Origin of the sequence: uncultured Brachyspira sp., assembly GCF_910588665.1 — a bacterium.
Classification (GTDB): Bacteria; Spirochaetota; Brachyspiria; order Brachyspirales; family Brachyspiraceae; genus Brachyspira.
This window is the reverse complement of record NZ_CAJUPR010000002.1, coordinates 152114-177906: the sequence shown is the minus strand read 5'-3', so window position 1 is coordinate 177906 and position 25793 is coordinate 152114. Positions and strand designations below refer to the sequence as shown.

Annotated in this window: 24 protein-coding genes; 19 read left to right on the top strand and 5 right to left on the bottom strand. The window is 28.8% G+C overall.

Annotated elements, in window-relative coordinates; all coding sequences use genetic code 11:
• Positions 1–4 precede the first annotated feature (4 nt).
• The 13 genes from QZ306_RS02100 (at position 5) to QZ306_RS02040 (ending at position 11335) form a co-directional block, all read left to right on the top strand.
• Entirely contained in the window at positions 5–1408 is a 1404-nt protein-coding gene (locus QZ306_RS02100) for a phage tail protein (protein ID WP_295160400.1), read from the top strand.
• A 169-nt stretch (positions 1409–1577) separates the two neighbouring features.
• Positions 1578–2114 carry a hypothetical protein gene (locus QZ306_RS02095; RefSeq protein WP_295160397.1) on the top strand — a complete coding sequence of 179 codons (537 nt, stop codon included), beginning with the start codon at positions 1578–1580 and terminating at the stop codon, positions 2112–2114.
• Between the two features lie 24 nt (positions 2115–2138).
• Positions 2139–2402 carry a hypothetical protein gene (locus tag QZ306_RS02090; RefSeq protein ID WP_295160394.1) on the top strand — a complete coding sequence of 88 codons (264 nt, stop codon included), beginning with the start codon at positions 2139–2141 and terminating at the stop codon, positions 2400–2402.
• Between the two features lie 74 nt (positions 2403–2476).
• Positions 2477–2836 carry a hypothetical protein gene (locus tag QZ306_RS02085; protein WP_295160391.1) on the top strand — a complete coding sequence of 120 codons (360 nt, stop codon included), beginning with the start codon at positions 2477–2479 and terminating at the stop codon, positions 2834–2836.
• Between the two features lie 328 nt (positions 2837–3164).
• Positions 3165–4040, top strand: a complete 876-nt coding sequence (locus QZ306_RS02080) for a phage tail protein (RefSeq protein WP_295160388.1) — start codon at positions 3165–3167, stop codon at positions 4038–4040.
• An 83-nt stretch (positions 4041–4123) separates the two neighbouring features.
• Positions 4124–6637 (top strand): phage tail protein, encoded by a 2514-nt coding sequence (locus QZ306_RS02075; protein WP_295160386.1) that lies wholly within the window; start codon positions 4124–4126, stop codon positions 6635–6637.
• 19 nt (positions 6638–6656) lie between these two features.
• Positions 6657–7205, top strand: a complete 549-nt coding sequence (locus tag QZ306_RS02070) for a DUF5675 family protein (protein WP_295160384.1) — start codon at positions 6657–6659, stop codon at positions 7203–7205.
• Positions 7206–7426: 221 nt separating this feature from the next.
• Positions 7427–7831, top strand: coding sequence for a hypothetical protein (locus QZ306_RS02065; RefSeq protein ID WP_295160382.1), 405 nt, complete (start codon positions 7427–7429; stop codon positions 7829–7831).
• A 5-nt stretch (positions 7832–7836) separates the two neighbouring features.
• On the top strand, positions 7837–8079 hold the full coding sequence (locus QZ306_RS02060) for an endonuclease (RefSeq protein ID WP_295160380.1): 243 nt from the start codon (positions 7837–7839) through the stop codon (positions 8077–8079).
• 95 nt (positions 8080–8174) lie between these two features.
• Entirely contained in the window at positions 8175–8411 is a 237-nt protein-coding gene (locus QZ306_RS02055) for a hypothetical protein (protein ID WP_295160378.1), read from the top strand.
• 62 nt (positions 8412–8473) lie between these two features.
• Positions 8474–8848 (top strand): hypothetical protein, encoded by a 375-nt coding sequence (locus QZ306_RS02050; RefSeq protein WP_295160376.1) that lies wholly within the window; start codon positions 8474–8476, stop codon positions 8846–8848.
• A gap of 27 nt (positions 8849–8875) precedes the next feature.
• Positions 8876–9112, top strand: coding sequence for a hypothetical protein (locus tag QZ306_RS02045; RefSeq protein WP_295160374.1), 237 nt, complete (start codon positions 8876–8878; stop codon positions 9110–9112).
• Positions 9113–9487: 375 nt separating this feature from the next.
• Positions 9488–11335, top strand: a complete 1848-nt coding sequence (locus QZ306_RS02040) for a methyl-accepting chemotaxis protein (protein ID WP_295160372.1) — start codon at positions 9488–9490, stop codon at positions 11333–11335.
• Between the two features lie 121 nt (positions 11336–11456).
• On the opposite strand, the gene QZ306_RS02035 is transcribed toward QZ306_RS02040, so the two are convergent.
• The 5 genes from QZ306_RS02035 to QZ306_RS02015 form a co-directional block, all read right to left on the bottom strand.
• Positions 11457–11813 carry a DUF4234 domain-containing protein gene (locus tag QZ306_RS02035; RefSeq protein WP_295160370.1) on the bottom strand — a complete coding sequence of 119 codons (357 nt, stop codon included), beginning with the start codon at positions 11811–11813 and terminating at the stop codon, positions 11457–11459.
• Positions 11814–11896: 83 nt separating this feature from the next.
• Entirely contained in the window at positions 11897–13345 is a 1449-nt protein-coding gene (locus QZ306_RS02030) for a nucleoside-diphosphate sugar epimerase/dehydratase (RefSeq protein WP_295160367.1), read from the bottom strand.
• An 87-nt stretch (positions 13346–13432) separates the two neighbouring features.
• Entirely contained in the window at positions 13433–13945 is a 513-nt protein-coding gene (locus tag QZ306_RS02025; protein ID WP_295160364.1) for a hypothetical protein, read from the bottom strand.
• A 24-nt stretch (positions 13946–13969) separates the two neighbouring features.
• Positions 13970–14491 carry a hypothetical protein gene (locus tag QZ306_RS02020; RefSeq protein ID WP_295160361.1) on the bottom strand — a complete coding sequence of 174 codons (522 nt, stop codon included), beginning with the start codon at positions 14489–14491 and terminating at the stop codon, positions 13970–13972.
• Positions 14492–14516: 25 nt separating this feature from the next.
• Positions 14517–14705: a hypothetical protein gene (locus QZ306_RS02015; RefSeq protein ID WP_295160359.1), complete on the bottom strand. Its 189-nt coding sequence runs from the start codon at positions 14703–14705 to the stop codon at positions 14517–14519.
• 298 nt (positions 14706–15003) lie between these two features.
• Between QZ306_RS02015 and murA the strand changes: the two genes are divergently transcribed.
• The 6 genes from murA to mraY all read left to right on the top strand — a co-directional run bounded on the left by murA (position 15004) and on the right by mraY (position 25738).
• Entirely contained in the window at positions 15004–16281 is a 1278-nt protein-coding gene (gene murA / locus QZ306_RS02010) for a UDP-N-acetylglucosamine 1-carboxyvinyltransferase (protein ID WP_295160356.1), read from the top strand.
• Positions 16282–16307: 26 nt separating this feature from the next.
• A complete protein-coding gene (gene flgF, locus QZ306_RS02005) occupies positions 16308–17156 on the top strand; it encodes a flagellar basal-body rod protein FlgF (RefSeq protein ID WP_295160353.1) in 849 nt (282 codons plus the stop codon).
• Between the two features lie 101 nt (positions 17157–17257).
• Positions 17258–20128 carry a methyl-accepting chemotaxis protein gene (locus tag QZ306_RS02000; protein ID WP_295160351.1) on the top strand — a complete coding sequence of 957 codons (2871 nt, stop codon included), beginning with the start codon at positions 17258–17260 and terminating at the stop codon, positions 20126–20128.
• Positions 20129–20204: 76 nt separating this feature from the next.
• Entirely contained in the window at positions 20205–21311 is a 1107-nt protein-coding gene (gene alr, locus QZ306_RS01995; protein WP_295160348.1) for an alanine racemase, read from the top strand.
• A 289-nt stretch (positions 21312–21600) separates the two neighbouring features.
• Positions 21601–24459, top strand: coding sequence for an AAA family ATPase (locus QZ306_RS01990; protein ID WP_295160345.1), 2859 nt, complete (start codon positions 21601–21603; stop codon positions 24457–24459).
• Between the two features lie 130 nt (positions 24460–24589).
• The gene (mraY, locus tag QZ306_RS01985; RefSeq protein ID WP_295160343.1) at positions 24590–25738 is read left to right on the top strand and encodes a phospho-N-acetylmuramoyl-pentapeptide-transferase; all 1149 of its coding nucleotides are present in this window, start codon (positions 24590–24592) and stop codon (positions 25736–25738) included.
• Positions 25739–25793: the final 55 nt, after the last annotated feature.

Below are 25793 nucleotides of genomic sequence, written 5' to 3'. Positions count from 1 at the left end.
ATTAATGAGTATTTTTGATTTAAAAGGTAATTTAATGAATGATGAGGACGGCTTAACTGTTATAAACGGTTCAGGTTATAAGGTGAGAATAGCAAAAACAAAAAGCAGAGATGAAATAATCGATTTTGCATCAGATAATGCTGAAGTCAAAGGAAGGTATTTAATATATCCTTCGTATGCAGGTCTTACTCCTTCATCGGAATCTATGAATAAAGAATATATAGGCGCTCCTTCTTCGGAAAGCTATGCGGGGGCTGTTTCTTATTCGGGAGATATATCTTTCGGTGCTTTTCCGAATTCTAATGCATATTATGTAAGTCTTATATGGGCTAATGTGCATACAAAAGAAACTTCAGGGAATCTGCTTTGCATTAGCCATTTTAATAATTTTGCCTTAAGATTTAATAAATCTTCGGAAGATGAAAACATTAATATGCTTGAAATTATAACGGAAAATGAGGAAGGTTATATCAGCAGCTTTATTGATATATATTCTTCTATGAAGCATAAAGATTTGATAGATTCTTTAAATAAAATAGAAAATATAAAGGCATTCTTAATAACAGGAAGCGAAGATGATGAAGTTGATTTTACCAATTTAATAAATGAATTAAAAGAGTATAACAGAGAAAATCAAAAGGTAGAATATCTGATAAGCTTTAAAAGGGCAGGATTTATAGAGAGCGGATTATTCAGCGAAGAGTCAAAAAAGAAATATCCTAAATATCAGAATATAATAATGCCGAGATTTGGAGAGGCGCAGTATTATAATATAGCTTTATGCGACGGGTCTAAAAATATTGATACGGTTCAGTATATAGGCTGCGAAAGCAAATCCATTAATTTTAATTTTGCAAATAAGTCTATGACCGAAATAACTTCCTCTATTTGGGCTTTAGACAGTATAAATATAGATAAAGATTTAGTATTAATTGAAGAGCGTGCGGAAGAGAGAGATGTTGTTATGGCTCAGACCTCAAAATATCCTACTAAGCTTTTTATTAACGGTACTGAAGCCTCTTCCGTAAACGATATTGCTTTGGCTTTTGAATGGACTAAAGAGGAGAAGTTTAATATATCTTCAAAGAGATACGGTTTTCCAAATTCAAAGTTTACATTAAATTTTACAGGCAATGCTGTTTTTAATATTCAATCAAAAGAAATTTTTTATGACAGAATTTTGAATGGAAACAGACAGTCTTTTATAATATCTTCAAAAACAAGATTCAAAAATAGGGATTATCCTTTTATATTCGTAAGCTGCGATGTGGGAGGAAGTCCTTCATTTCCTGCAATAGAGCCAAAAGAGCTTTCAATATCATTAAATAATTTTAAAGCTATTGAGCAGTCAAACGATATGAACGGAAATTATCTTATAGCCTTTACAGACAGAGAGGATTTATTTTAATAAAAAAGCTAATTTTTATTGACTAATATGATGGTGGGAAAAACTTCAAATAGGCTTTATATCTGCAGTATCCGAGTTCATAAAATCTAATTTCGTCATGTATTTAAATTGACATATTAAATATTTTCTGATATATTATATTTATAAGTTTTTATAAGGAGATTTAGGAATGTCTAAATATGAAAATATTAAAGTTCTTTCTGTTTCTCATTTGGATTTTAAAGCTATAGGTAAACTTGTTTTAAAAAACTCTGAGGATTGGAATATACCTCATTTGCATTTTATAGTGAATAAAGCTGATGACGGTATATTCGAAGCCGTTTGTTTAGAATTAATGTTTTTTAACAGCGGAGAAAATATAAAATCGTCAATAACAAATTTAGTTACAAATATTTTAGAATATTTTGATAATAATATAAATTCTGCTCAGGATTTAGATAAATATATAATTTCTGTAGATACTAATGCTATGGATAATTATTGGAAATATTATAGGAAAATAGACGGAGAATTAGCGAAATACGGCGAAGATATAAATAATGCTTTAGAACAGCAGATAATACATGAAGTTGAAGAAAAATATAAAAATACTTTTAATAATTTTTTAAAGCAATATGTAGATATAAAAGATAAGCTTAATAAAGTAAATGCTACAATAGAGCCTAAATATAAAATTGATGAAATAGATTTAAAAGAAGTTCAGTAAATATTTATCGGGAATTTTAATAATATGTCTTTATTTTATTATGCAGATAAAGTTATTAATTTTATGTCAGAATATGAATATATTGTTTATAAAGATTGGAAAGATAATAATAAACAAAAATATAATATTTCATTTGAAAGAGCAAACGGACTTAAAGGATTAACATCATTTGAGATTAATGTTGATAATAATTGTCATTTAATAAGAGAACAAAATTTATATTTAGCATTAATGCGTTTAAATGTTTCTGATGCAGATATTAAATTTATAGAACAATTTAGAAAATAATAAATTAAATTATATTTATAAGCCTTATACAAAAGTATAAGGCTTTTTTATTTTAAAATATCAGGAGTTAAAAAATGGAAAAGCTTAATTTTAAATGCATGGATTTTTTCAGCAGGTATATAATTGAAGAGATAGTTTATAAAGAAGACGGAGAAAGCATTATACCCGTTAAAATATTCAGCCGTTCTACGCTTGGAGATAGGTTTAAAAGCGGCGATACAATAAGCATAAACCGTCCAAGCTTTAATGAGAATATTAAATATGTGAGAGAAAAAGAAGAAAAAATTATTGACGATGATATTTTTAAATGGCTTGATGTTAGGATAAACGATAATTCAGCATCAAGTCTTCTTGATGAATGGAGCACCAAAGATATTAATGAGTTTGCACAGGTGATAAAAAGTTTTTTGCTCGAGAGAAGAATTATGCTTTAAATAATTTTTCTGTTATAGAGCAGACCGAAATTGATAATCTTGTAAATTATGCTTTTCAAAACAGACAAGTTAAATATGACGATTTTTGCTTTTTTAAATACGGACTTATAAGTTTATATACAGCTTCTTTATTTTGGAATAAAATAATACTTGAAGCTTGGTATCAGATAATAAGCGGAAGATTTGTATATTGTCATTATGATAAAGATGATTATTTAAGAACGGGACTTAATTACAGCGTTTTCAGATTTAAAGTTTTAATAGACAAATCAATATGCAGTAATTAATATTTTATTATTATAATTTTATAAACTTCGGAGAAAATATTATGATTTCATCTGCTAAAGGAACTATATTAAATTATTTCGGACTTTCAAATACCTATAACCCTTTTAAAGATGAAAATGCATTGCAGATAGCGGAGAATTTATATTTTGAAATACCGCTTGAGCCTTTTGAAAATTCCAATTATATTGCAGTATCTACAGGACTTTTAACTAATTCGCTTTCTTTTCTTAATGACTGCATATTTGAAATTTATGATAATAATATTAAAATAGCCGATTTGAAGAATATAATAGGCGAAATAGGAAATGATAAATATATGCCTAAAGAAGGAGAAATATTTTGGTTTAATAAAGACGGACTTAGAGGCACATATTTTTTAAATAGCATATATGCAGGTAAAAAATTAAAAATAGTAATAGGACGATTTCTTACTACTGCTATTACAAGCGGTGTATTAAATGATATGTTTGAAAGAACTTCAGGCGTTCCCTCATATATAGAGGAGATTAATAATATGATTAATGAATTGCAGAATAATTCTGCTTTTATACTAAAAGAAACTATTATAAAATCTGGTTCGGGTACTAATCAATGGGAATTAAACTGGCACGACAATTTAGAATATCTGCAGGTATCAGCCTATGTAAGCGGAAATACAAATGCTTTATTAAGTCTTTCTTCTTTCGGACTTTATCAGACAATAAATGATAAAGCTCCTTTTATAGGCTGGTTCGGAAGCAGAACTTCTTACCATTATTACGGAGGAGAATTTGAAATAATCTATACAAATGCTAATGCGGGTATTCCTAATATAAAATGGTTTCCTATACTTGGAAGCAAGCCTATTCTGGGCATGAAAAATAATTCTGAAAATACCATAACAGCAGTATTATATTTTTTAGTAAAATACAAATAATTTATTTCTAAATAAAAAATCTTTTAATTATTAAATATTTATTTATATCAGATTAATAAAAATTATATAAGGAATATTATATAATGAAACTTAATGAAAATAATATACAGTCTCCTTTTCAATATAATATAAGCGGCAATACTTTTGAACTTCTTGAAAGGATAGGCGAATTAGAGCTTAATACTGATAATGTGCAGGTAAAAGTTTTTGAAAATCAGAGATTATTCTGTGCCGATATAGGATATGCCGTTGACGGAGCTTTAGAATACATGGAGTTTTTAATTGATGATATTAAAGTATATCCTAATCTTTTGGAAGAGTTAAAAGATTTACAGACTAAAGAAATTAAAGACAATGAAATATATTTAATAAAAAATGATATTAATTTCAAAAGCATAATATTTTTTCCTCTGAGAGATTTAAATAAAAATTTTAAATATAAAATAACAACCTGCAGTTCTGTATTTTCTGCATTTATGTTTGACAGTATTGCAGAAAAATTAAATTCATTAGATACTAATTATCCTATTAAAAATTATTATGAAGATGCATATTATAAAATCAATGATATTATAAAATATAAAGGCTGTCTTTACAGAGTTTTTAAAGATTTCACAGGAGATAAAACTGATTATTATTTAAAAGCAAACTGCAGTTTAATAACTCCATTTAGAAAATTAGAATTGAATGCTCAATATAAAGCCTTTGATTTAATAGAATATAATAATAATTTTTTTATGGCTCAGAGGGATTTTACTTATGAAAATATAATTAATTTAAGCGGTTTATTAAAGCCTTTAGATAATATTATTTTTTGGTTTGATTCTATAGATAAAATATATAAAAATCAGATAATAATAAAAGATGATATATTATATATAGTTCTTGAAGATATTGAAAATCCAGTTTGGAATAATATTCAAAGCAAAATAGACAATCTTATAAAAGCGGATAATACTTTTTATGATGATAATAATTCAGGCTTCGGCTGCAATACAAATACGGTTCAAAAAGCAGTAGAAAAATTAAAGAATGATAAGCAGAATAATTTAATATCTGGAAATAATATTAATTTATCGGGCAATACTATTTCTGTTAATGGCGGTACTAATAAAGAATATATACAAAATGCCTATTACTATACTGATGATTTAATTATCTATAATAATAAATTATATAAAGTGAATGAAGATTTTACATCTTCAGATTGGAATACTGACAGAAATAAATGCACTTTATTAAGCACAGGTGATGGAGACTCTTCAAAAGCTTTTAATATAATTTTTGACAGCAGCAAAAGTAATTTAGAATATATTACAGGCTATGATTTTCCAAGATTTAAATCATGTATTCATTCGTACAGTCTTGTTTTATCTGATGGAACCTGTGATTATAATGCATCTATTTTTAAACAGGAAGACGGAAGCTATTTGTTAAGCGGAGTTTTAGAAAATTTTAATATTATAAAATCTTCGGAAGCTGATATTATCATAAAAAGCATAAATAATTTAAACTCCTCAAATTTTTTCGGTATGATTTCTCTGTTATCTCAGTTTTTTAATTTTACAGATGAATATTCATCTTATGAAAATGAAATAAATATACATAAAAACAATAATTTTGAGTTTTGCTTTATTTTTATAAACGGCTTTATACATCTTAAAATAAGAAGTTATAATGAACTTAATATTCAAGTCTCAGATATTAAATTGAATATCAGAAACAGAGTATTGCATACTTCAGATATTTATATAAATTATATAACAGAAAATGATCCTTTTTTAAAAAGTATAAAACTTGTTCAGTATAATAATACTGCTAAATATACGGGTGTTTACAGCGCTTATGATGGACTTATCAATCAATTAATATTTTATTCTGATTTGGATATGAATAATTATTTTGATTTAATTGATAATGAAAAAACAGATTTAAAAAATACTTTAGAAATTACTTCAAGCTGCAAAAAAGCAGTTAAATTCGCAGTAAAACTATTTACAGATAATATATATATTTTATATTTGGCATATCAGGACGGAAGCATCATACAAGCGGGCGATGTATTTACCTTCAATCTTACGCCTGATAAAAATGCATATTTAGAACCTATAAAAAAGCCTGCTGATAATGTTCAGGATGCAATAGACTCCATAATCTTAAATAAAATAATGCCTATAGGCTCTCAGTATATACAATTTGCTGAAGATGACGGCAGTTTTGAGAATTCTAAAAGTCCGGAGAATCTATACGGCGGCACTTGGAAATTAAAATATAATAATGAAAGCGTATATTTCAGAACAGAAGGCTCATTATCTGAAGAAGAAAGAGAAAACGGTATTCAAGATTATGCTATGAAAAGAGTACAAGGCAATGTATGGGGACTCGCAGGTCAGGGAAATGATTCATTTATCCCTACTGACGGAGTATTTGCTTACCCTTATAAAGATGTGAATGATATTTTTGCAGCACCGTCCAGCACAATTAGAATGTCAGACAGAGACGGATTTAATTTTGATAATAAAAGAAGCGGAAAAACTTCTGATAAAGAAACCAGAGTAAAAAACAGATTAATAAGAGTATGGGAAAGAATAGCATAAAAAGGAGCTTGATAATATTATGCTTAAAATAATACTAACCAGAGAAAAAGAATATAAAAATATAAGGAAACCTAATAAATCCAAGATAGAAGGCTCTACTATAGGCGGATTAAAGATATTTGATGAGAAGGGAGAGAATATTTTTAACTGCTATACATTAGAAAATGAAGGAGAGAGTACATCTGAAAGCGGAAAAGATAAAAGAATATCAGCAGGAGATTATTATTTAAGATGGACATCTTCAAGAACAAACGGGTCATTATCAGATATTTATCATTATTGGAATAAAAACAGGCATCCTGATAAAATTAAAGATGGAACTCAAGGAAAAAATATAGCCGTATGGGTTATGTCGGATAAAATCAAAAATCATAACAAAAGAAGAATATTAATGCATATAGGCAATTACCCTCAGGACACTGAAGGCTGCATATTATTAGGCTATTCTAATGGAGGTACAGGCACTATAGGGGACAGCATAAGATGTGTTAATGATTTGTTTTTACTTTTTGAAAAATACGGCATAGAAAACTTTATATTGACTATTAAAGAGATAGAGACTGCATAATAAAAAGCGGGTACGAGGCAAACAGTAAATTTATTTACTGTTTATTAAAAGCCGAGTACGGATATATCAATAAAGGAGGAGCGAGCCGAAGCATTTTACAAACTTGTTTGTAAAATAATTATAAGCGAAGGCGAGCATAGCAATAAAGGAGGAGCGAGTACGAGCTAAACAGTAAACAAGTTTACTGTTTACTATTAGGCGAGTACGAGCATAGCAATAGTATGAACTTTGAAGAAGAATTATTGCTTATTACAGCACAGAAAGTAGGACTTAATAAATCGGGCAGCCGTACAGGAAACGGATTATTAACGGAGGTAGAAAAGATAAGCTCTTATGTAGCTGATGATAAAGTACATCGGAAGGAAACAGACATGCGGCTTGACAGAATAGAAAATGATATAAAAGAAATGAAGGCGGATATAAAAGAAATTAAAGATATGGTAAATAAAGGACTGCCTCAAAACTTTTTATACACTGCCGCTAAAAAAGAAGAAGTAAAAAATAAGGATATTTCCTCTCGGACTGATATTCTGAAAAATAAGCCTATGATTATTGCCCTTGCAGTAGGACTTGCAGAAGGAGGATATATTGTATTTGAAAAAATTATTGAGTTTATAGGGAAGTAAAAATTATGAGCTTTATAGATAAACATCATGCCAATAAAAAATTATCTATTTATACAAGCATTGTAACTTTTATTATAGGCTGCGTATGGATTGTAATTAATTTGATTATAAAAGACAGAATTATAACTAAAGATGAGGCTGTAGCCGTTGTAATTGTTTTACTCGGACTTAATTCTGTAAGTATAGGAAGCGATTTAATGGCTTTCCTTAAAATAATAAAAGGCAGAAAAGAGGAAGAGCAAAAGTGACCGCTTCAATTATAATAAAAATATTAAAATCAAAATACTTTTATTTATGTTTAGTTTTAATTGCCTTAGCATTGTATATATTAAGCATAAACATAATGATTAAGAGTAAAAACAGAGAAATAAAAAAATTGAATAATGAAATAAAAATGCTGGAGGCAGCCAATACTTTACTCTATAAAGATTTGTCTTTTAAGTCTGATCAGATAATAATAAAAGAAATATATACAGGCAGCGGTAAGGCAATAGAAACATTGGAGGACAGAAAATTAAACTCTGATGAGATAAAAGTATTAAACAATATTATAAGAGATTATAATACGGCTTCACAATAGCCTTATCTGATTAATACAGGCTTTATATGAGGACTTTTTTAAATGTATAAGAAAAAAAAAGAATGAAAAAAATCAGCGTTAATAAAAAAGGTTTTCCAAGTAAAAAAACTTTAGAGAAATTAAAAAATATTTACTCAAGACTTGAGGAATTATTTTATGTTAAAGACTATTTAATAAAAGATTTTAGGGCTCTTAGCAGAAAAGGACTGCAGGAAAAATATCATAAAGATTTTAAATTTCTTAAGCATAGAAGTAAAAAGAAACTTAAAAAAATATCCTGTTTATTTAGAAGCTGCGGTAAAAAAGGCTCTGGAATACAGAGACTGTTAAAAAGCAAATGTGTTATATGCAAAGTAAACGATGCAGATTTTATCCTTGACTATGGAATGTGTGAGAAATGCGGTCTGCTTGATAATGTACCAAAAAGAATTAATTGATTTTATAAGCGGTTAGGATATTAAAGAATGAAAAAAATACTGCTCTTATTATTCCTTATTTTCTCTCTTATTTCCTGTGCTTCAGTTAAATATATAACTATTCCTTTAACCGCTCCGCCCGAACCTTATACTATTAAAGAAGGAAGTATTAATACTCAAAAGGAATTATTCAAAGAGTATCAGAAAACTTTAATAAAGCTTAATGAATGGCAGAAATGGTATAATATTCAGGCGGCAAGCAATTATTTTAAGTTTGATGATTAAGCTAAAATACTATGATGAATTTTATTCAAGATGCATAAATAAATATAATAGAGTAGTATATAAAATAGATGATATAAAAAAGTCCGTAATAATAATTTCTTTATATGGACATTATAATAATTAATTAAAAAAACTCTAATAAACCAATCAAAACATATAAAATTTTTCAAAAAAATAATAAAAATATAGTAAATAATCATTTAATTTTATTCTATAGTTCTAAAAAGCATAAATTAAATAAATATTTCAGCAAAAATATTTATTATTTATAAATAATTTATAGTTATTAGCAATAATTATCATTTAAGGGATTGATTTTTTTATATTTTAATTTTATATTATTTAATAATATTTTATATAATACAGGAGTTTTTTATGAAAAGGGTTAGCAGTATAGTTGTCAAAATTCCGCTGATAGTGAATATGGTTATTATTGTTATGTCATTTGCTATAATATCAGTTTTTATAAATATATCAAGTAAAGCCATAAATAATGCGGTTTATTCAGGTTTTGCAACATCGGTTAATGGATATTCAAGCCTGCTTGATACAATAATAAATGATCAATTAGTAATTATGGATGCTTATTCAAGAATACCTCGGATAATAGAGTATGTTCAGACTAGAAGCGATGCTGTAAAAGATGAGGCTGTAAAAGCTATGACTCATCTATTTGACAATAATGATTATATAGTTTCATTAGATTTAATTGATATAAACGGAATAATTATAGGATCATATAATGGCGATATAAAGAATGCAGGTACTGATATTAAAGCTGTATATCCTAAGTTATGGAAAAAATTTATAGATTCTGGATATGATCATGCGGCAGGCGACACAATATATAAATCAGAATTAAATAACGGATATGTTCTTCCTATCATTCACTCGATTTATAACTTGGATAGCGAATTAGTAGGCTGTTTTATAGCTTTTGTAAATTGGTCCCAAATAATAAATCAAACTCTGCAGGATTCTGATAATTCTTTATCAGAATTAAAATCAATATTTGCATTAAATGATGATTTGCAAGTGGTTTATCATAATGTTGATGAAATTGTTGGTATTACGGCAAATGAATCTTTAGCCAGACATTCGGGACAGGATTCGGGATTGTTCACATATGCGCATGAAGGAATAACAAGAACAGCATTTTTTAAAAGAATGAAAGATCATCCTTGGTATATGATGGCTGGAATTACTCATGATCTGCTGTATGCTGAAAGCAAAAAAATGATTATTATAGGTGTAATATTGGGAATAGCTGGAATTGTAATATCATTTATTGTTATCAGGTTCCTTATAGGAAGAACTATAAAGCCTATAAAATATATAGTGCAGGAAGCTTCTCAAATGGCTGACGGAAACTTTGTTTTTTCTTCACAGTTTAAAAATAGAAATGATGAAATAGGAAAGCTTTCGCATTCATTTGATATTATGAGATACAGATTTGTTGAAGTAATTTCAGATGTAATTAATGCTTCAAAGGAAATAGCAAATGCAGCTTCGGAGCTTAATAAAGGAAGTTTGGATTTGGCGCAGAGAACGGAATATCAGGCTTCAAGTTTGGAAGAGACTGCAAGCTCTATGGAAGAGATGGCATCTACTATAAAGTCTTCAGCTCAGAACTCTATTAACGGAAATAATGTAATGATAGAATCCAGAAATGCAGTAGTTGAAGGCGGAAGCGTTATAGCCGATACTGCTAAAATGATATCAGAGGTTTATGAGGCAAGCGCTAAAATAAGAGATATTACTAAAGTCATAGAAAATATAGCTTTTCAGACTAATATACTTGCTTTAAATGCTTCGGTGGAGGCGGCGCGTGCTGGAGAACAGGGCAGAGGTTTTGCTGTTGTTGCAAGCGAGGTAAGAAATCTTGCGCAGAACTCTCAGGCTTCGGCTAAGGATATTACTTTATTAATAGAAAATATTTATGAAAAAATTAATAAATCTGCAGAAATGGCAAGACATTCTCAGGAAATTTTTTCTGATATAGAAACAAAAATATTGGAAACTTCAAAAATAATGAGCGATATAAGTCATACCGCAGTAGAACAGGAATCTGGAGTTGATCAGGTTAATATTGCCGTTTCAAAAATGGATAGTATAACTCAGCAGAATGCTGCTTTAGTGGAGCAGGCAACTGCAGCTTCCAAATCTCTTTTGGATCAGGCTAATCATTTGGAAGAACTTATGACTTTTTTCAAAGTTAGTTAAACTTATAAAAATATATTTAAGTTTGTACCATAAAAATAAATAAATGTAATATAAAGAATTTTTATCATAAAAAAGTCTTAAGATATAATCTTAAGACTTTTTAAGTATTATAATAATTTATTTAAGCTTTTTCCCAAATTTCATTTAATTTAGTCTGCATAAGATAGCATGAAACTACCTGAATGAATATAGACAGTATGAATACAGTCTTTATTTTATCTTCTTCTACTTTAGCTCCTACTTTTTCAGGTAGTTCTTTAAAAACTACAGGCGACATTTTATAATACCAGTAAATACCGAATATACCGCAGGTTACTATTGTAAAAAGCACAGTTTTTAAAGGGTCCAAAGCTTCATTTTCAGTAAACTCTTTAATTTCTTTAGTGGTTAAATAAAGCCAATAATAATAGTATATGCCGCAGGTTACTATGCTGAGCAAAACTACTTGAATAGGATTTTTAATTGTTCCTTTTTTCATAAAAATTTTCCTTTTGCTATATATTTTGCCTAGAATAATAATATATAGTAAAAAAAAGTCAAGTATATTTATTATAATTTTATTTATCCTGAATATTCTTCTATGTATTTGCGCATAAGCATTTTAATTGCATCTTTATCTGCATCAAGAGAAGCTATATCAAAAGCTTCTATCATAATTTTTCTTTCCTTAGGGGTCAGAGATTTTACGGTATCTTTTGCTATAAATAATTTTTTATACTGCGAAGGTATCAGAGTTTCATCATCTGTCAAAATTTCTTCATATAGTTTTTCGCCTTCTCTTATTCCTGTAAAAACTATTGTAATATCTTTTTCGGTAAGTCCGTATATTTTAAGCATATTCCTTGCCAAGTCTAAAATTTTAACAGGCTTTCCCATATCCAAAGTAAATATTATTCCGTCATTTAAAGTGCATGCCTTTATAACAAGTCTTGCAGCTTCTCTTATGGACATAAAAAATCTTACCATTTCAGGATGCGTAACAGTTAATGCTTTTCCTTCTCTTATCTGTTTTTCAAATACCTGTATAACACTTCCGCTGCTTCCAAGTACATTTCCGAATCTTGTTATTTTGAATGAAGTATTATTTTGTTCATGCGATAAAGACATTATCATTCTTTCACATATTCTTTTGCTCGCTCCCATTAAAGATGTTGGACGCACAGCCTTATCAGTTGATATAAATACAAAGTTTTTTATATTATTTTTTACGGCAAGCGCAGTTATATTTTCTGTTGCAAGTATATTGTTTTTAATAGCCTCTTCAGGATATAATTCCATAAAAGGAAGATGCTTATGCGCTGCGGCATGAAATATAATATCTGGTTTTTCTTCTTTTAGAATTCTATCAATTTTTACATAATCTCTGACATTTGAAATTATATATGCGAATTTATGCTTATTTTTTTCATTATTTCTGTCATTTAAAGACATTATAAGATTATGAACTGCGCTTTCCGAATTATCTAAAGCCATAACTTTTTTTACAGGCAGTGTAATTAATTGTCTTACAAGCTCGCTTCCTATAGATCCGCCTCCGCCTGTAACAAGTATTGTTTTATCTTTATAGTATGAATAAATTTCTTTTTCATCAAAACCAATCTCCTCTCTTCCCAAGAGATCCGAAGGTTCTATATTTCTTATATCTTTTATGGAGGCATTACCTTTTATTATCTCAAAAAAACCCGGCAGTATTTTATATTTTATTCCTGTAGCATATATTATATTTAATATTTCAAGAAGTTCTTTCTGCTTAAGCGTAGGTATTGCAATAATAATTTCTTCTATATCGGTATTATTATTTTTATATTCTTCTATTATTTTTCCTATATCTTTAATTTTTCCCTTTACATCTATGGAATTTTCATTAATTTTTACTTGTTTTTTATTTTCATCGTCATCTAAAAAGCAGAGAATATTATATTCTTTATTATTATCGGAAGTTAATATTTCAAATGCAAGAGTTTCTCCTGCATTACCCGCTCCGATTATTAATATATTTTTTTTGTTCATCTGTACCTATCCGAAATATAAAATAAGTACCATATTATATATTTTTTTGCTTATTATACAAGAATTTTATTGCTTTTATTAAAGTCTTTATAATTTTTCTATAAGTTTTTTAGCAAACACTATGCAGAGTACTATTAAAACGGCTGCCGTAACTAATTTAAGAATATCCTCTGCAATATCATCTAAATTATAAAGTATATAATGCATTCCTGAAAATCTTAATAAAAATATAATTAAAGCAGTTATAGAAACCGCTGAAATTGCTGCAATTACAGGCATATTTATTTTTGATTTATTTAAAGAATGCTTTATTTCTTCTTTGCCGTTATTTTTATAATTATCAGAGTTTTCTGTATCCGATTTTAAATTTATTTTTTTAAAAATAATAAAAGCAGATAATATTATAAGAGAAGATACTGATATTTTTAATAATCCTTCAATTATATCGTCCATATCATCAATATTATGCATTATATAAAAAATATAATACTGAAGACCTAAAACTTTTACAGCAATTATAAATAAAGATATTAAAGCAATTACAGCTGAAATAATCATAAACTTTTTTGATTTAACTGATGATATTATATTATTTTTCATAATCCTCCCCCTTTATAAAAAATATTATCTTATTTTTCTTTTGCCGTCTTTTAATTTATATTCAGGCTTAAGTTCATAAACTTTTTCATATCTTGAGTCATTTTCTTTTTTTTCTATACTTTCTGGTATTCTTCTCTCTCTTCTTTCATAATCTCTCATGTCATATTCATATTGTTTTTTATTTATTTTATTATTTCTGTCATCTCTGTAATCATCTTCATAATAATATCCGTCTTCATCTGATATTCTGTTATGGTATTCGTCATCATCGTAACAGTCTTTTCTTCTTCTCTCTCTTCTTCTTTCTCTTATATAGTCTTCTTCATAATCTCTTCTGTAATCTTCATCATAATATTTTTTTATTTTTCCCGAATTAGATACATCTTTAAGCATTTTTTTTACAAAGTATATAATAGCCAGTATAACCACAGCCATAATGGCCAGCTTTACAGTATCCTCAATAAAATCATCAACATCATCTATTAAATCAAAGCAATGCAGTTTATTAAATATGATTAAAGCGGTTAATATTAATTTTTTTATCATTCGCTTTCTCCCATTGTTTTTATTATTACTTACTGTCTTTTTTCATATATTTTTTAACTGCAAATACTACAGCTGCTATTATTACAAAAATGCCTATAATTTTAGCAATATCTTCAAAAATAAACTCAAATGTGTCTTCTATTAAATCAAAAGCATGCAGATTTACAGCAGCAGTAAATACTGATATTAAAGTAATTAATCCTAATTTTTTCATATTATGCCTCCTTAAATTATGAAATTTTACTATTAACTATATTTAAAGTATAGCATATTAAAGGCTTTTTGTAAAGTTTATTTAAACAAATTTTACAAAAAAATATAATATTGTAAATTAAATGTAAAGTATATTATAAAACATATTATACATTTATTACTGTTTTATATAATTCATAAGTTTTATATCTGTATCTATTAATTATTTATATAATTGAGCTGTAAAATTCATTAAGCAATTTTTTATTATACCGAATATAATAAGAGTATAATTTTTATTGTTCAGAGGCGTAAACTATATGTATAAATATGTAATAGAAGGTTCTAATAATATAGGCGGAGTATTAAAAGTGTCAGGTTCAAAGAATGCATCATTGCCACTGCTTGTTGCCTCTATTCTTACAGACGAGCCTATTATAATTCATAATGTTCCTGATTTGGCTGATGTGCATGTTCTTATAGATATATTGGAGCCTTTAGGCAAGAAGGTAGATTTTAAAAATAATACTACAGTGATAATATCTCATAACGGCAAAAGCGAGGAAGCTCCCTACAAGCTTGTCAAAAAAATGAGGGGTTCTATTATAGTATTGGGTCCTCTTTTGGCTAAGCGTAAGCATTGCAGAGTATCTTATCCAGGAGGGTGCGCTTTCGGACCTAGACCTATAGACCTGCATTTAAAAGGAATGGAGGCATTGGGAGCCAAAATAGATATAACAGCAGGATATATTGACGCTAAAGTTGAAAAAAATCTTATCGGGGCTGATATGGATTTATCGGGTAAATTCGGACCTACCGTACTTGGAACGGATAATGTTATGATGGCTGCAGTCTTGGCAAAGGGAACTACTGTTATAAGAAATGCCGCAAAAGAGCCCGAATGCGTTAATTTGTCTGATTTGCTTAAAGCTATGGGTGCTAAGATAGAGGGAAGCGGTACGGATACGCTTACCATAGAAGGAGTTGATTATCTTCATGGTGCTGAGTTTACGGTGATACCAGACAGAATAGAAGCAGGTACTTTTCTTGCAATAGCCGCCGCAGGAAGAGGGAAATTAAAATTAGAAAATGCCGAGCCTAAACATTTAACTTATGTATTGGATTTGCTTTCCGATATAGGCTGCGGTATAAAAACTTCAGATACATCTATAGAGCTTGATGCTTTTGAAAGAGAGTTAAAGCCTTTTAAATCTGAGACTCTGCCATATCCTGGATTTCCTACTGATTTGCAGGCTATTTATACTGCTCTTGCATGTACTATTAAAGGCAAAAGTGAGTTTATAGAAAAGATTTATCCAGACAGATTCAGTCATGTGCCCGAACTTATTCGTATGGGGGCGGATATTGAGCTTAATTCGTCCTATATATCTGTTAATGGCGGAAAGAAACTTTCAGGGGCAGATGTGCAGGCAAGTGATTTGAGGGCGGGAGCTGCTTTGGTAGCCGCAGGTGCCGTTGCTGAAGGCGTTACAAATATTCATAGAATATATCATATAGAAAGAGGATATGAAAATTTAGAAAATAAATTAAAAGCTATCAATATATATACAAAAAAAGAGAAAGATGATATTTTATAATAGCATATAATAAGGGGGAATAATAAATGGTAAGGGGAATATATACAGGCGCAAGCGGTATGATGGCTGAACAGGCAAGACTTGATATTGTTGCAAATAATTTGGCGAATGCCGATAAGCCTGGATTTAAAAGAGATACTGTAAGTTTTAAATCCTTTCCTGAGATGACGGCTGCAAGAACTGAAGATGACGGAGTTGTGATATTTCCTCTCGGCTCTTCAGATATAAGACCTTATATAGGAAGACTAGGAACAGGTGTAGAAGTTAATGAAGTTTTTACCGAATGGGAGCAGGGTTCTTTAAGAGAAACGGGCAATCAGCTTGATATAGCTTTGAGCGATAAAGGTTTTTTTGCTGTAGAAACACCTCATGGTGAGAAATATACAAGAAACGGAAGTTTTTTGATAGATAAAGATCATTATCTTGTAACTAAGCATGGCTATAAGGTTATGGGAGAAAACGGATATATACAGATAAAAACCAATAATTTTAATATAGATGAGGAAGGAAGAATAAGCATAAACAGAAGATATCAGGACGGCAATGCATTTGTTCAATTTAATGATAATGAATGGGAAGATGAAGAGATACTTGATATATTAAAAATAGTAAGATTTGATAATGAGAGATATTTAAAAAAAGAGGGAGAATCTTTCTGGACTGATACTGATATAAGCGGACCTGCATATATTGCCCAGATAGGTATAGACAGACCTAAAGTATTATCAAGATTTTTAGAGACCAGCAATGTAAATCCTATAAATGAAATGGTAAGAATGATAGAGGTGCAAAGAGCTTATGAATTAAATTCAAAAACAATAGCCTCTCATGATGCATTGATTGGAAGGGTTATTAATGAAGTTGGAAGAGTTTAAATACTTAATTTTTAGTTTTTGAAAAATAAATTTTGATAAAAAATAAACGATAATATATAATTATATTGATTATTATATTTATATTAAACATAGAGGATAATATGACTTCAGAAAAGATAAAAAAACATAGTATTAGAAGGCTTATAATTGTTACAATTCCAATATACTTATTAATAGATATAATTATTTGGAATGTAGCTTTATTTTTTATATACGGCAGGAGTATTCCGCATGTTTACGGAGTAAAAATAATTTTTTCTGTGGTTGCTTTTATTTTCTTTTTTAAATATTTAAGAATGTGGAATTCTAATTTGGATATAAAATTATCTGGAAAAGTCATACTTTCATTTTTTCTATGTTCTTTAAGCGGAAGCTTTGTAGAAATACTTATATATTCTTTTTTAAATAAAGTATTTTTATATGTAACCGTATTAGCGCTTTTTAATGCTACTATAAATGCATCTTTAATTGCATGTTCTTTTATATTTATATTTAAGATTATATCTAAAAATTTTGAATTGGAGGAAAATATAACAGTATTTTATATACCTCTTATATATAAATTAGGGCTTATAGTATATTTATTTTTCTCTCTTATAATAGTAGCTTTTCTTATAAATTTTTCATCTCTTGATAAAGAACTTTATTTAAATACCTACAGCGATTTAGTTTTAAATGAAATACTCGGAGTATATGACAGCATTAAAAATATTGATAATAATATAATATCTGATATAGCAGTCTATGCTGAATCGGCAGTAAATATATATTCCAATAAAAATATTGTATCAAAAGATGAGATTCAATCGGCTTTTATCAACAGACTGCCTTATATTAATGATACTTTAAAAAATAATTATGATGCAGTTTCTCTTAATATATATTATGAATATATGAATACGGGACTTCCTTATTCTGCTACTATTTCAAAAAATTCTAATAATTCAAGATATACTTCAAAAATAATTGATTCTTTAGTGCCTCATAATTTTTCTGAAAATGAAGTAGAAAATAGTTTTGTGCCTTTTAATGTAAATATTTATGATAGAAATAATATTTATATATCCGCATATACTTCATTAAAATTATTCGGAAAAAATATAGGATATTTTATATCAGAATATAATATTTCAGATATAAACAGAATCATTAAAAATAATAATATTCTGTCAAAATGGTCTTATATATATTATAAATTTGATACAAAAGATATTATACTCGGATCTGACAGCAGATATATAGCGGAAAGCTCAGACGAAATACTTTCATCATCAGCCAAATTAAGCTCAAGTATAGGAGATTTGTTAAGTGCCAATAAAAAATTTGAGGTATTTAATAATGTTAATATATTGGGAAATAGATCTATTGCTTTAGTTTCTTATATAAAAGAATTAAATGTTGTGGCTTTATATTATAAAGATGTAGATTCCATAATAAAATACTCGGATATAGATTCTGATATATTTAATTATGTGTTTTTGTTTATATTGGTATTCATATTATTATTTGCTGTTTATTTAATTATTATTAAAATATTATTATCCTCTATAAACTATGCAAACAATTCTACAAAAATGCTTTTGGGAGGAAACGGAGATTTAAGAAAAAGAATTTCATCAAAAAATAATGATGAAATAGGACTTCTTATTTATAATTTTAATTTATTTCTCCAAAGCTTGGATAATCTTATAGGAGATTTAAAATTAGAAAGCTATAATGTATTTGAAGAAATAAAGATAATTGAAAAAGTTATAGGCGAGAATACTGATAGAATAAACGATCAAAGCTCAAGCATTACGGAAAGTGTTGCAAGCGTAAATAGTATTATCTCATCTATACAGAATGTTACAAACTCTACAGATCAGCAGAGACATGCTTTTTCATCTGCGTCTGTTGCTGTTGAGGAACTTCTTCAGACTATTTATAGAATTAATGATAACATGGAGCGCCAGTCCTCCGCAGTTGAGCAGACATCGGCCTCTATTGAAGAGATGATATCTAATATTACAAGCGTGGCGAAAAGCGTTAATAAAGCCGACAGTTTCTCTAAGAAGCTTCTTGTTGATGCCCATGACGGAGGTGATACCGTAGATGAGGTTATTGAGGCGGTCAGAGGTATTGAAGAGAGTTCGGATCAGATAAAAGAAATTGTTAATGTTATTCATAGTATTGCGGAGCAGACCAACCTTTTAGCTATGAATGCAGCCATTGAAGCGGCGCATGCAGGAGAGCAGGGAAGAGGCTTCTCAGTTGTTGCCGATGAGATTAGATCTTTAGCAGAGCATACGGCTGATAATACTAAATCTATAACAAATATTATTAAGGCAATTACTAAAAGAATAGAAGAAACCGTAGAGCTTGCAAGCAACAGCGGAAAATCTCTTGATAACATACTTGATATGTCTGAAAATACTGCAAGAGTAGTTTCTGAAATTAATACAGCCAACAGCGAATTGGAAATCGGAGGAAGAGATATACTTGAAACTGTAAGGCATTTAAATAATATTACTACAGGCGTTAAAGACAGTGTGAAAGAGCAGATGAGCAGCGGAGATGTGGTTGACAGTCAGATTACTTTATTAGATCAAATTACAAGAGAGGTTTCGGATATTATTGAAGCTAATAGTTCGGGAGCTAAGGAAGTTATACATGCTATGAGTTTTTTAAATGAGCTTTCTGCGAAAACTGTTGAAGGAAATAAAGAGTTTCAGAATGCAGCAGGCAAATTAAATGAAATATTTGTAAGATTTAATGAGCTTATGGGAAAATTTATTACAAATGCGGATAAAATAGAAGAATCTGAAGATAATGCAGAAGATATTAATAATTTGTCGGTTGATAAAAGAATGGATATGGAACTTAGGAGCTTAGAAGAAGAGTTTGAAAAAGAAAATGAAAATTTCCAAAAAGATAATAATATTTTGGAGATGTTAAAAGAAGATTTTAAAAATCCTGATATGTTTAGTATGTAAATATTATATAATATCTTATTTTTTATATTTTATTGTTAATAAAGTTTTTTTAATTTATTGTAAGCAGGTTTAAATTATGCCGAATTATACTATTGCCGAAATTGATTTGTCTGTTTTAAATAAAAATATTCGTATTATAAACTCTGTTACAAATGGAGTAAAGCTTTTAGGCATTGTTAAAGCAAATGCTTACGGGCATGGACTTGAAGAGATATCAAAGGCTTTAGAAAGATTCGGAGTTTATGCTTTAGGCGTTGCAAATGTTGATGAAGGAGTAAGAATAAGAGAAGCAGGTATAAAACTTCCTGTATTGGTATTATTTCAGCATTTCAAAGATGAGTGCGGTTTGGTATGCAGATATAATTTAAATCCGATTATAAGTAATGATGAATGTCTTCATTATTATGACAGATATTTAAAAAATAAAGGACAGACCTTAAATCTTTATATAAAGATAGATACCGGATTAAACAGAATGGGAGTAAGACCTGAAGATGCGCTTGATTTAGCTAAAAAGGTATTATCATACAATACTTTAAAAATAGAAGGCATAAGCACCCATTATGCAGCTGCAGATATGAACGATGATAACTCTCTGCATTTTACGGAAAGACAGATAAGAATTTTTAATGATGTTTTAAATAATTTAACTGAAAATGGTATTAAAATAAATAATGCTCACAGTGCTAATTCTGCAGCTATAATATCATATAAAGATGCATATTTTGATATGGTCAGAGCAGGTATTATATTATACGGATATTCTGAAAATTTTTATGATTTAGGAATAAAGCCGATATTAAGCTTAAAATCTAAAGTTGTTTTAATTAGGAATATAAAAAAGGGAGAGAGTATATCCTATGGAATGACTTGGACTGCAGAAAAAGACACAAGAGCCGCTGTTATACCTATAGGATATGCGGACGGACTATCAAGAAGATTATCAAATAATTGGGAAGTAAAAATTAATGGTAAATACTATCCTTTAAGAGGAAGAGTTTGCATGGATTTTATCATTGCAGAAATAGGGAGCAGCAATATAAATATTGAAGATGAAGTATTGATATTCGGAAATGATGAAAAACTTAATGCCGAAACTTTAGCCATTAGAATAGGCTCAATATCTCATGAGGTATTAGCAAATATAGGTGACAGAGTAAAAAGAGTTTATGAATATAGCTGACATGATAGATAAAACAGAGCCTATGTCTTGCGGGTTAGAAATATACTAATTCAGCAATAGTTAAATACTAATAATATTATTTATATCAATTTTTATTATAAATTAATTTTTGAAATTTAATTTGCAATATATACAGAAGTTTATCATTAAATAATATCATAATTAAAATTACTGCCTCAATAAAGAATCAAGTTTACAGTGTTTATATATACTAAATTTAATAATTGATTATTTTTAATAAGAATTGTATAATCATAAAATATATATTTAATATAAAACAGGAAATAAAATGTACATAAAGAATCTTAATTTACATGGATTCAAATCATTTGCTATAGAAACAAATATAGAGTTTAATGAAGGCGTTACTGTGGTGCTCGGACCTAACGGAATAGGCAAAAGCAATATAGTTGAGGCTTTTTTATGGGTTATGGGCGAACAGTCGGCAAGCAGACTTAGAATAGACAGCTCTAAAGGACTTGAAAGCGTTATATTTCATGGCACAGATACCAGAAAACCGTCTTCTATGGCTCAAATAGTTCTTACTTTGGATAATAAATCAAGATGGATAAAAAAGTATGATACAGACGATGTTATAGTGACACGCAAATATTACAGAAAGGGTTTATCAGAATACTATATAAATAATGAGCAGGTAAGATTAAAAGATATAGTTGATATGTTTTTGGATACTGGTATAGGAAAAAATGCATATTCTGTTATTAAGCAGGGCACAGTATCTGATATTGCAAAACAGAGACCTGAAGAGAGAAGAATTATTATTGAAAATGCCGCAGGAATAAGCAAATATCTTGAAAGAAGAAGAGAGGCAGCTAAAAAGCTGGAAGAATCCGAAAGGAATCTTGACAATGTAAAAATAGAAATAAAAAATGCTGATAAGCATTATAAATCTTTAAAAGATCAGGCAGTCAGAACAGAAAAATATTATAATCTTAAAGATGAGCATAAAAAAATAAATATAAGCCTGAATGTTAATCATATAAAAAAAATAAAAATTACTTTAGAAGAGCAGAGTAAGAATCTTGAGGAGAATATTAATAAAAAACTGGAATTGGAAAAAGAACTGCAGGATTTGGATAAACAGAAACAGGAGGAGCTTTTAAAATTTGAAGAGACCAGAACATTATCTATAGAGCTTGATAAACAGGTTTCTCTTATAGTTACGGAACTTATGCATACAGAAAAGATGTCAAATCAATTAAAAAATCAATTGGATAATTCAGGCAAAGAAAGAGAAGAAACCATAAATAGAAAAAATATATTATTAAAAAGAATGGAGGAGGATAAAAATAAAATAGAAGAGCTTGAAGAAGAGGCAAAAATCACAGCCGAAAATATAGAAAAATCTTTGAAAGAACAGGAAGCCGAAGAGAGCAATATTGCAAATGAGCAGAATAAAATAGCCAGCCTTAATAATCAAATATCAATGCTTACTCAGGAAAATCAAAATGCATCTTTGAAAATCAGCGATGCAAGAGAAAGACAATTAGAGGTTATAAATAAAATTATTACCGAGATAGATGAGAAGAAAAAAGATGTTATGGGAAACAGCTTTTATCAGAATATAGGCAAGCATGAAAATGATATAGATATAGGATTTAATAATCTGCTTAATTCAATTAATATGAAAATGAAAACTATAAAAGAATTTGAAGAAGACGAAGTATTTTCAAATTTTAATGAGCTTAGTTTTAATTCATTATCAGGTTTTATTAAAAGTTTAGGCGAAAGTTTGGATACCGAAAAAAAAGATGCTTTATTTCTGCAGGACATATTTAAAGAATATACAAGAATAAAAGATCCTTTTGTGGATTTGCTCTTTGATAAGGAAGGCGCTTATATGCAGAAGGAGTTTATAGATAAGGAAATTGCTGATTTGGAAAACTTTATAAAAATCAATTGCAGTAAAATAGAAGATTTTAATAATGAAATAAAAATATCAACGGAAAGTATTAATAAATCTAATTCTATGCTTACAACTCTCACAATAGAAAGGGCTAAATATGAAACTAATAAAAAAGCTTCAGAAGACAGAAAAGAGATGATAATAAAAAGCATAAAAATAATTGAAGATGAGTTTAATTCGCTTAATGATAAGATAAATAGACTTGAGGAAGATTATAAAAGACTTAATGATGAGTATAAAGAGAACTCTGTAAATTATAAGGAATTGGAAAAGAAGAAATCCAAAACTGAAAGCGAAGCAAGACATAAAGCCAATGAAATAAAAAAAGCCGAATCGGTATTATCAAATTTCGAAGTAAGCCATGCCAAAAGGATAAAAAAATTAAATGAAATAAATGAAAATATTACAAGGGTAAGCGAAAGAATAAATCAAAGCAGAGATAAAATAAATGATATATATACTCATTTCTATGAAAATCATGCCCTTAACTTAAAAGATTTTGAAGATAATACGAAAAATCTTATAGATGAGGAGGCTTATAAAAATAAACTTTCAGCCGTCAATGAAAAAATTAAAAATTTAGGTCATATTAATGAGATGGCATTAGATGAATATCAAGAGGCTAAAAACAGATTTGAATTTTTAACAAAGCAGAGGGAAGATTTAGAAAAATCAAAAGAGGAAATATTAAAAATAATAGCCGATGCCAATAAAAAAGCTGGAGAAGACTTTTTAAAAACATTTAATGAAATAAATAAAAAGTTCTCTGAAACTTTTAAGATATTATTCGGAGGAGGAAATGCGGGATTAAAAATACAAAATGAAGAGGATTTATTAAACAGTCCTATAGATATATTCGCTCAGCCTCCTGGTAAAAAAATGGAGAATATAGTATCTTATTCTGGGGGCGAGCTTACTATGACGGGACTTGCTTTGGTATTTGCAATATTTTTATACAGACCAAGTCCTTTCTGCATACTTGATGAGGTTGATGCGGCTCTTGACGGTGCAAATATCATCAGATATAAGAATATGGTTAAAAATCTTTCTGCAAAAACTCAATTTTTAATTATTACGCATGATGAAGTTGCGGCTACTATCGCCGATGCATATTACGGAATAACGGCTGAAGAGAAGGGAGTATCAAAAATATTTACCGTAAAAGTTGATAAAGACGGAAAGGTTAATAACAGCGAAGATAAACTTGTAAGTGCTGATTAGGTTTTATAAGTTTTTAATATGCTGAAATATAAAAAATATTAATTAACATAATATATTCAATTGACAAAACGGTTTATATATAATAGTATAGAGTAACTTTTTTTACTTTATATAAAGGCTTTTAATAATAATGTTGTATGAAATTTTTTATCCGTTAAGAGAATCATTCTTTGGCTTTAATATATTCAGATATATTACATTCAGAACCGCAGGAGCTGTCGGCACTGCCTTAATATTGGTGCTTTTATTTGCCCCTAATATTATAAAAAAATTAAAAAAATTAAATTTTGGTCAGATTGTAAGAGATGACGGTCCTGAAACGCATCTTATAAAAACAGGCACTCCTACTATGGGTGGGATATTTATTGTAGGAAGTATATTAATAAGCGTACTTCTATGGGGAAAGCTTGATAATTCAAAAATTATTCTTTTAACTGCATCTTTAATAATACTTTCCGTATCTGGATTTTTAGATGATTTTTTAAAAATTAAATATAAAAATTCAAAGGGTCTTCCCGGAAAATATAAAATCTTTTTTCAAACCTTAGCAGGCGCTGTAATAGGAATCTATTTATATTATTTTGATAAGTCTGCATTTTTAATGACATTTGAACTTAATCAGGGCATAGGAGTATTGGAAGCTGTAAAGGTTGCTCAGATTGCTTCTTCAAATATATTTCTTCCGTTTGCAAGCACAATATATATAGATTTAAAAATTCTTTATATACCTTTTGCCGCATTTGTAGTTGTAAGTATGAGCAATGCCGTAAATTTAACGGACGGATTAGACGGGCTTGCAATAGGGCTTTTAATAATAATGTCGATGGCTTTGGCTGTTCTTTCCTATGTATCAGGAAACTCTTTAATATCAACATATTTAAAGATACCTTTTATAGCGGATTCTGGAGAGGTTACCGTTTTTGTAGGTGCTTTAATCGGTGCAGGTTTAGGTTTTTTATGGTTTAATGCGCACCCTGCTCAGGTTTTTATGGGAGATGTAGGCAGCTTGTCTTTAGGCGGTGTATTAGGTATCATAGCCTTATTTATAAAACATGAACTTCTTCTTCTAATTATAGGCGCAGTTTATGTTGCCGAAGCATTCAGCGTAGTCTTGCAGGTATTTTCTTATAAGCTTTTTAAGAGGAGAGTATTTAAAATGGCTCCTTTGCATCATCATTTTGAAAAGTCTGGCTGGAAGGAAACTCAGGTTGTTTTCAGATTCTATATAATAGGAATAATAGCCGCTATTGTGGGAATAGCCACTCTAAAAATAAGATAAAATAAATATAACATTGTATTTAAATAATTGTTATATTTAAGTCAGAGGAAAAAAT